Genomic DNA, 8544 nt, shown 5'->3' on the forward strand with positions numbered 1-8544 from the left:
AAGATATCATTTGTCATGTAAACATAAACTCTGCCGTTATAAACCATGGCAAATGGATCGGCGCCAAACTTTTGTGTAAATAGCGGATTGTTTTTGCCAGGTGTTTTAGCCAGTGCCGGTGTAACCGAAGTTGCTGCTGCCTCTACCTTTGCCGTAACGGGGACTGCTGTGAGCGCAAGAGTTAAAGCCATCGTCATCCCCAACATTTTCTGCCATTTCTTCATTGAACAACCACTGCCTTTCCTTATTTTTTTGATAAATCACATGCACTCCAATGAATCTTCTCGTTACATATTTGAGCTGTTTCCTCACCTTTACCTATTCACTAATGAACCCAATCATAGAGAGGGAGTCTAACCTCCCTCTTTTTTGCTCATGAATTTTACCTATTCAAGTATTTTTCTAGCCAAAGCCGCAAGGTCCTCGATGCCGATCTTACCGTCGTTGTTCAAATCAAAGTTCTTGAAGCTGGACCAGTTCGGATCAGCGGAGGTTTTGCCATAGGCTGCTGCAATGATGCCCAAATCGCCTACGGAATAACGACCGTCGCCATTCGCATCACCTGGCTGAATAGTAATGACGGAATTCATAAATGTTTGCAGCGCAGTTGTCAATTCACTTACCGTCTTCTCTACTTGCTCCTGGGTTGCCGCAGTGTTATCTGCTACAGCCTTCGCTTGATCGATAGCTGCCTTAAGCACCGCTTTGGAGCCCGCCGGATACTGGCCTGCACCGGTTCCCTCGGTTGCCGCATCATGCTTGCCTTGAGCTTCGGATATTAATGAGATAAGAGCTGTTTTGTCAATTACGCTAACTTGTACCGTGTAAGACCTGCTCTCCAAATTGCTTTCATGGCCGGTTTCATTTGCAATTACCCCTTTGGACAGGGAAATCGTAGAGGCAGCAGCCTGTGTACCGGATTTAACCTTCCAATGGAGCTTCAAAAGGCTGCCGTCAAGATGGGCGCTTTGACCAATTGTTGCCACAAGGAAACGAACTTCCCCTTGCTTCTGAGTCTGGTCGACAATCACCACGTCATTCGGCTTGACGGATTCGGCCGATACGTATTCCAATTGGCTCGGATCATAAGTAAACGTTAAATCTTGACCGTAAATATTATTTTGATCCTTACCGCTTAGGCCATAATTCAAATCGAAGGTTTCTCCTCTATTAGCTTTTGCCGGCCCTTGCAGAACAGCACCTGCAGGCGTTGAAGGAGGCCAGACAGGATCTGAAGTTGAACTGCTTGTCGTTAAATAAATTCGGTCTATGATAAGTCCGTCTTCCCTGCCCCATAAGTTCAATTCATGCACGCCAGCGGCAATATTCAGAGCAGTTCCTCCAAGAGTACTGAGATTCACCCATTTAAATTGACCACCACTAACTCCCTCAATACCATTAGCAGTAAATTTATACTGGTTATCAATTCCAACGTGGATGGAGTCTGAATTGTAATCAACACTCTTAGCTAGCAGCCAAACATTGTAATTTCCTGTAGCTGGAAAATTAATTTTATATCCAAGTCTGGCATCGGCAGCGAGAGAGGCAGCATCCGTACCTGACATACTAAATCCATTGTCAGGCCCAAACAGCATCGCCTTCGTGGACTGTCCGTCAACAAGCGACCAGGTATGGCCGTTAATGGTGCCATATACATAGGCATTGACTGAGTTTTCCGCTGCTGTCTCAGCCTCAATAGCCACGATGGTTGGTGCATTGAAATTAATTGTATAGACTGCAGTTTGTAATCCATCCCTGCTTACAGTCACCGTAGCCTTTCCTGGAACAGCCTGTGCTTGTGTAATCGTAACACTCGCGCCAGAATCGTTTGAAGTGGCTGTAACTTGCGGCGGAGCCGCTCCTGCAGGAAGATCTACGGAATAGCTGTATACACTTGGATTGAATCCGCTCACTTGTGCACCGTTCACCTGAAGCGACTTTAGATTCGTATCAAAGTTGGATCCTGACATCTTGTCATCTAATTTGAAATAATCGAAGTCAACATAACCGCCAGTTATCTTTGTTGCAAAATTGAATAAGGCGAAACGGTAGCCCATAAAATGCGGTAATGTATATGACATTTGAAGAGTGTTTCCAATGGATGCCCAATGCTCACCGTCAAGACTGTAATAGAAATAGGCTTTATCTGTCCTATTCTTATAATCCAATTCAGTCCTTAAGTATACGGTGTTCTGATTGAGAGGGATATTTGCTAATTCCACTGCTGACCCTGAGCTCCCATTCACCATAACAACAGATTTTGCAGTGCCGGACATTTTAACACCGACAAACCCGTAATTCTTCTGGAATGCGGCAATTCCGGCATAATCCCCGTCTTTCATATGGCTAACATCGATAGCAACTGTTCCTGAACTTTCCGGTCCAAACGTTCTTTGTGTAAGCGTATTTCTGGCATCTAGAATGCTGGTGCTCGTTCTTCCGTTAGTGAGTCTTAGATACCCCGGTCTGTCGGTAAGAGACCAATATCTGTTATCAGGATTATGGTTCCACTGCCACACTAATCCAAGATTGGATCCGTTGTAGTCATTTTCGCCGCTTGCTGCCTCTGTATGATAAACTGCAACTTTCTCTGATCTCTGATCGAAGTTATCCGACGAAACCCATGATCTTGAAAGCTCGGCCGGAATCCCTGTGTCATTAACATCACCAAATACAGGCCAGCCATCCTCACTCCATGTCATCGGTACAATGTAGGGTATACGTCCTACTGATCCGTAATCCTGGAACAACACTCCGTACCATTTTCCATCAGGAGATTGAACAACCCCCCCCTGTGCCACCCCGGCACTATTTGAATTACTACCAGATCTTAAAGCAATCTTTCCTTCATATGTGCCATCAATCGTATCAGCCCTATGCACCAACTCTGTACGAATGCTTCCTGAGGGCCATGAAATATTGAAGATATAATATTTGCCATTAATCTTATAAATGTGCGAGCCTTCAGCTCCTAGACCTCCTGAGCCTCCAGGAGCGCTTGCATTTTGAATGATTGTTTTATTCATTCCGCCTACTTTGATCGCTGTGGCATCTGAAGTAAGCTCAATAATCTTAATGGCTCCACCGCCATAAACCAGATATACGCGGCCGTCATCATCAAACAGCAAAGACATGTCATGATAAACTCCGCCTGCTAACTCATGCTTTTCCCATGGTCCCTTTTCAATATCAGTGGTTTGAAAGATATACGTTTTACCAATATCATTGGAGGCAAATACCACATAAAACTTGCCATCATGGTATCGGATGCTGCTTGCCCATGAGCCTTGCCCGTATATGTTTTGTCCATTTGAAAGCGTCTGTTTGTCACCATCTGCGAGGATATCATAGACATAATTGACGATTTCCCAATTCACGAGATCCTTGGATTTCATAATGGGAACTCCAGGGTTCATGTGCATGGTAGTGCTGGTCATATAATAAGTATCATTTACCCTGATCACATCAATATCCGGTACATCCGCCCATATAATTGGATTCTTGGCCGTGGTGCCTTCGGCAGCAAATATAGATTTGTCTGGCAGACAGCCAATTAATAGGGTGAAAACTAAAACAAATACAAAACACTTTTTATACATGGATTTATATTCCTCCTATTGAAAAATCTAGAAAATTCTATTTTCCGGCAAGGAGAGGGAGGAAAACCTCCCTGCTAAATGCTAGTTATTCAAGTATTTTCCTAGCCACTACCGCAAGGTCATCGATGTCGATCTTGCCGTCGTTGTTCAAATCGACATTCTTGTAGCTGGACCAGTTTGGATCGTCAGAGGTTTTGCCATAGGCCGCTGCAACAATGCTCAAATCGCCGATGGAATAACGGCCGTCACCGTTCGTATCACCAGGCTTAGTGGTAATGATGGAATCCATAAACGATTGCAGCTTAGCCGTCAATGCGATTACCGCCTGCTCTACTTGTTCCTTGGTTGCCGCAGTATTATCTGCTACAGCCTGCGCTTGATCGATAGCTGCCTGCAGTGATGCTTTGGAGCCCGATGGATATTGGCCTGCGCCGGTTCCCTCGGTTGCAGCATCATGCTTGCTTTGAGCGTCGGCTATTAATGCTTTAAGAGCTGTTTTGTCAATTGCGCTAACTTGAACCGTGTATGACTTGCTCTCCAGTTCACTTTCAAGGCCGGTTCCATCTGCGATTACCCCTTTAGACAGGGAGATCATAGAGGCGGCTGCCTGAGTATCGGATTTAACCTTCCAATGAAGCTTCAGAAGATTGCCGTCGAGATGGGCATTTTGACCGAGAGTAGCGAGAAGGAAGCGAACTTCGCCCTGTTTCTGCGCTTGGTCGACAATCACCACTTCATCTGGATTTACGGATTCTGCAAATACGTATTCCAGTTGGCTTGGATCGTAAGTAAACCTCAAGTCTTGAGCGTAAATATTTTGATCCATACCGTTTAGGCCGTAATTCAAATCGAAAGTTGCGCCTTTAGCTGCTTGATCGGGACCTAAGAGAACAGCGCCCTTTGGTTCCTGAACAAGCGCTGTCAATCTAGCACCTGCCCAATCGCCATGATCGTAGGCATTGCCATCCCCACCATCAGTAACAACCAGCTTGAGAATTTTGACCCCCTTTACATCAACCTTCGCACTTACTGTTGTGGAAGTTGCCTTCATAAGACCACTATCCCAGAGCTTTACGTCATCTCCCCATACCTCAAACGTTACACTTCCTTTGCCGCTTACTTCGTCATCAATCCCCACATCAGAAATAAATAAATCATATTTACCGTCGATAGTGTAGGTGATTGAACTTTGTGCATTGACTCCCAAGCCCTTATTGTATGGAACCCCTTTGATGGTTATTTTCTTACCGTCGCCTTGGCCCATTTCTCCATTCGACATGTCTTTCTCAAACGGACCCCAACCATTTGCCGAATGGAGAGGCTCTAAATCACTTAGATAGATAGTGCCGCCAGGAGGTAAGGCAATGATTCTTTGGCTGCCCTGCAGTTGCTTTCTTCCATCAATGTCTTCATAGCTAGCGGTTACACCAATATCACTGATCCCAACTACATCGGATGGAAGAGTAATGTTCCACATTACCGTTACCGTTTGACCAGCTGCAACATGATCAAAGCTGGTGGCAGATAGCGGAGCAGCTGTCCAACCATTTGGAACTATCAAACTAATGGCGGCATTTGTAACATCTTTGACTCCGTCATTATGTAGGGCAACTGTAAGTTCTGCTGTCTTACCTGATTCTATTTGGCCATTTGAAGCCGTTATTGTCATATCCAAAGAAGAAGGCAAATTATCTATTGTTGCCGGACTCACTCTGAACATAGCAGTGCCGTGGGAAGGAACATCAGCGTTTATTGTTCCTGTGGATCCCTTGCTGAAATGCTGCCATAAGTCTCTTAAAATATATCCTTCCGAAGCAGGAAGTCCTACATCCGTAGCCGTTACACTTATTTTTGTCGCCTGTGCCCCTCGATTTAACAATGCGACCGCCTTGTCACCATTCGCAAGTGGTTTTACAAGCACTTCGATATCCCCATTGTCAATAATTTTTGTAGCTTGCACGCCAAGCGGGTCCTGATTTACAGCAATTACTTCCTTGTTCAGTAAAATATCTTTGGTAGCTTGTGACATGGTTCTGAGATCATTCCCGGCAATAAGCGGTGCGGCCAGCATACTCCACAAGCTGAACTGTGAACGGTATTCTTCGGTAGTTGCACCACCGTTGCCTACTTCAAGCATATCCGGGTCATTCCAGCCACCTGGTCCGGCACTAGCACTATGAGTGACAGCTGTATCATAAGCATTAATGATTCCATTAAACCAATTCGTACCTTTTTCCCATGCATCCCCGATATCTTGGCCAGTGCGCCACAAATTGCCGATTTGCGGTCCCCATACCCATGGTGATTGTTCACCCCAGTTGCAAATACTATAAACAATTCCTCTTCCGGAATTCTCTAGCGCTCTTCCGAACTCACTATACCAAGTTGCCGCATCAGGTTTCGGACCATAGTTTAAGAATTGTGCATCTGGATCAACATAACACCAATCAACTTTGACATAATCAATCCCCCATTCGGCATACGTTTGAGCGTCTAAATCGTAATAACCTCGACTGCCCGGGCGCCCTCCACAAGTCTTATAACCGACATCCGTATACAGTCCAAGTTTTAATCCTTTCAAGTGAACATAATCAGCAAGAGCTTTCATTCCATTCGGGAATCGAACTGGATCAACCACAATTTTCCCTGTTGTCGTATCTCTAGAAGTTTGCCAGCAGTCGTCGATATTCACATATTGATATCCGGCATCTTTCATACCACTTGAAACCATGGCATCGGCCATTTCTTCAACCAATTTTTCGCTCACATTGCAACCAAATTTGTTCCAGGTGTTCCACCCCATCGGCGGTGTTTCAGCAAGGCCGTTATCAGCAGCTTTCACCTGATGGGCAGGAGTTAAGAAAAACATGCAGACCATCATGAAAAGAATAACAACCGATAATACTTTTTTCATAAAATTCAACATACCTCCAATTTATGATGATGTTGACTTATCCGACGTATTTCGAAGGTGATTTCCAAAAGAGGGCCGAAAATAGATCCCTCTTTTGGTCATTCACAAGTCACTCTAATTCAATATCTTCATCGCCAAAGCCGCAAGGTCCTCGATGCCGATCTTACCGTCGTTGTTCAAATCAAAGTTCTTGAAGCTGGACCAGTTCGGATCAGCGGAGGTTTTGCCATAGGCTGCTGCAATGATGCCCAAATCGCCTACGGAATAACGACCGTCGCCATTCGCATCACCTGGCTGAATAGTAATGACGGAATTCATAAATGTTTGCAGCGCAGTTGTCAATTCACTTACCGCCTTCTCTACTTGCTCCTGGGTTGCCGCAGTGTTATCTGCTACAGCCTTCGCTTGATCGATAGCTGCCTTAAGCACCGCTTTGGAGCCCGCCGGATACTGGCCTGCACCGGTTCCCTCGGTTGCCGTATCATGCTTGCCTTGAGCTTCGGATATTAATGAGATAAGAGCTGTTTTGTCAATTGCGCTAACTTGTACCGTGTAAGACCTGCTCTCCAAATTGCTTTCATATCCGGTTTCATTTGCAATTACCCCTTTGGACAGGGAAATCGTAGAGGCAGTAGCCTGCGTACTGGATTTAACCTTCCAATGAAGCTTTAAAAGGCTTCCATCAAGATGGGCGTTTTGACCTATTGTTGCAACAATGATACGGACCTCCCCTTGCTTCTGAGTCTGGTCGACAATCACCACGTCATCCGTATTCACAGATTCGGCAGATACGTATTCCAGCTGACTTGGATCATAAGTAAACGTTAAATCTTGACCGTAAATATTATTTTGATCCTTGCCGCTTAGGCCATAATTCAAATCGAAGGTTTCTCCTCTATTAGCTTTTGCCGGCCCTTGAAGAACGGCGCCAGCAGGCATGGTTGGCCAGACAGGATCTGTAGTTGAACTGCTTGTCGTTAAATAAATCCGGTCTATGATAAGTCCATCTTCCCTGCCCCATAAGTTCAATTCATGCACGCCAGCGGCAATATTCAGAGCAGTACCTCCAAGAGTACTGAGATTCAGCCATTTAAATTGACCACCACTAACTCCCTCAATACCATTAGCAGTAAATTTATACTGGTTATCAATTCCAACGTGGATGGAGTCTGAATTGTAATCAACACTCTTAGCTAGCAGCCAAACATTGTAATTTCCTGCAGCTGGAAAATTGATTTTATATCCAAGTCTGGCATCGGCAGCGAGAGAGGCTGCAGTAGTGCTTGACATAGCAAAGCCCGTGTCAGGCCCAAATAGCATCGCCTTCGTGGACTGTCCGTCAACAAGCGACCAGGTATGGCCTTCTATGGTTCCATATACATAGGCATTGACTGAGTTTTCCGCTGCTGACTCAGCCTCAATAGCCACTACAGCAGGAGTATTGACTGTTACTTTAATTTGCGCTGTTGCAGCATCCCCTAATTCTCCCTTATAACTTACAACAACATTGGTTGTTCCACTGGCTTTTGCAGTGATTGTACCACCCAAAACTTCTGCTATATCAGGGCTTGGATTGCTATAGGTTGCTGTTTTTGTTACATCTTCCGTGTGTCCGTCAAGATACTCCGCTGTTACTTTAAATGTTGCTGTTTTGCCAAAATCCAGCGCAACTGATGTATTGTCAACGGTAAGCTTCTTCACTGTCAGCTCACTGTTCAAGTCTTTTACTAGCATATTCAGAGTGTCTGTTTTTCCGCCATAGCTGACATCGACACTTGTTGTGCCATAGCCTACACCGGTTACAACGCCGCTATTGACACTTACAATACCGCTTTGCACAGGTGTGGCAACTGCCTGAGCCGTAACATCTTCGCTTGTTCCGTCGGCATATACGGCTGTAACCTTCATGCTTGCCGTATTAGTTCCGGAAACCTTATCGATTTTATATTTATCAATGGATGCATTGATTGCAGCAAGATCATGAGCAGCGCTCTTTTGAGCGAACTGCCAATAATCGACCTTGAAGAGATT

General features: G+C 45.1%; 3 protein-coding genes and 1 pseudogene. All 4 read right to left on the bottom strand.

The window, feature by feature from the left end:
* A pseudogene (locus tag J2Z65_RS34900) lies at positions 1 to 224 on the bottom strand (arabinoxylan arabinofuranohydrolase); the annotation flags it as partial.
* A gap of 162 nt (positions 225 to 386) precedes the next feature.
* Positions 387 to 3599, bottom strand: a complete 3213-nt coding sequence (locus tag J2Z65_RS36025) for a family 43 glycosylhydrolase (protein ID WP_209856381.1) — start codon at positions 3597 to 3599, stop codon at positions 387 to 389.
* A gap of 85 nt (positions 3600 to 3684) precedes the next feature.
* Positions 3685 to 6513, bottom strand: coding sequence for an NPCBM/NEW2 domain-containing protein (locus tag J2Z65_RS34910; RefSeq protein ID WP_167059243.1), 2829 nt, complete (start codon positions 6511 to 6513; stop codon positions 3685 to 3687).
* Between the two features lie 114 nt (positions 6514 to 6627).
* On the bottom strand, positions 6628 to 8544 hold a 1917-nt coding region (locus J2Z65_RS34915), incomplete at its 5' end, for a cohesin domain-containing protein (RefSeq protein WP_209856383.1).

The sequence above is a fragment of the Paenibacillus aceris genome (assembly GCF_017874035.1).
GTDB lineage: Bacteria > Bacillota > Bacilli > Paenibacillales > NBRC-103111 > Paenibacillus_E > Paenibacillus_E aceris.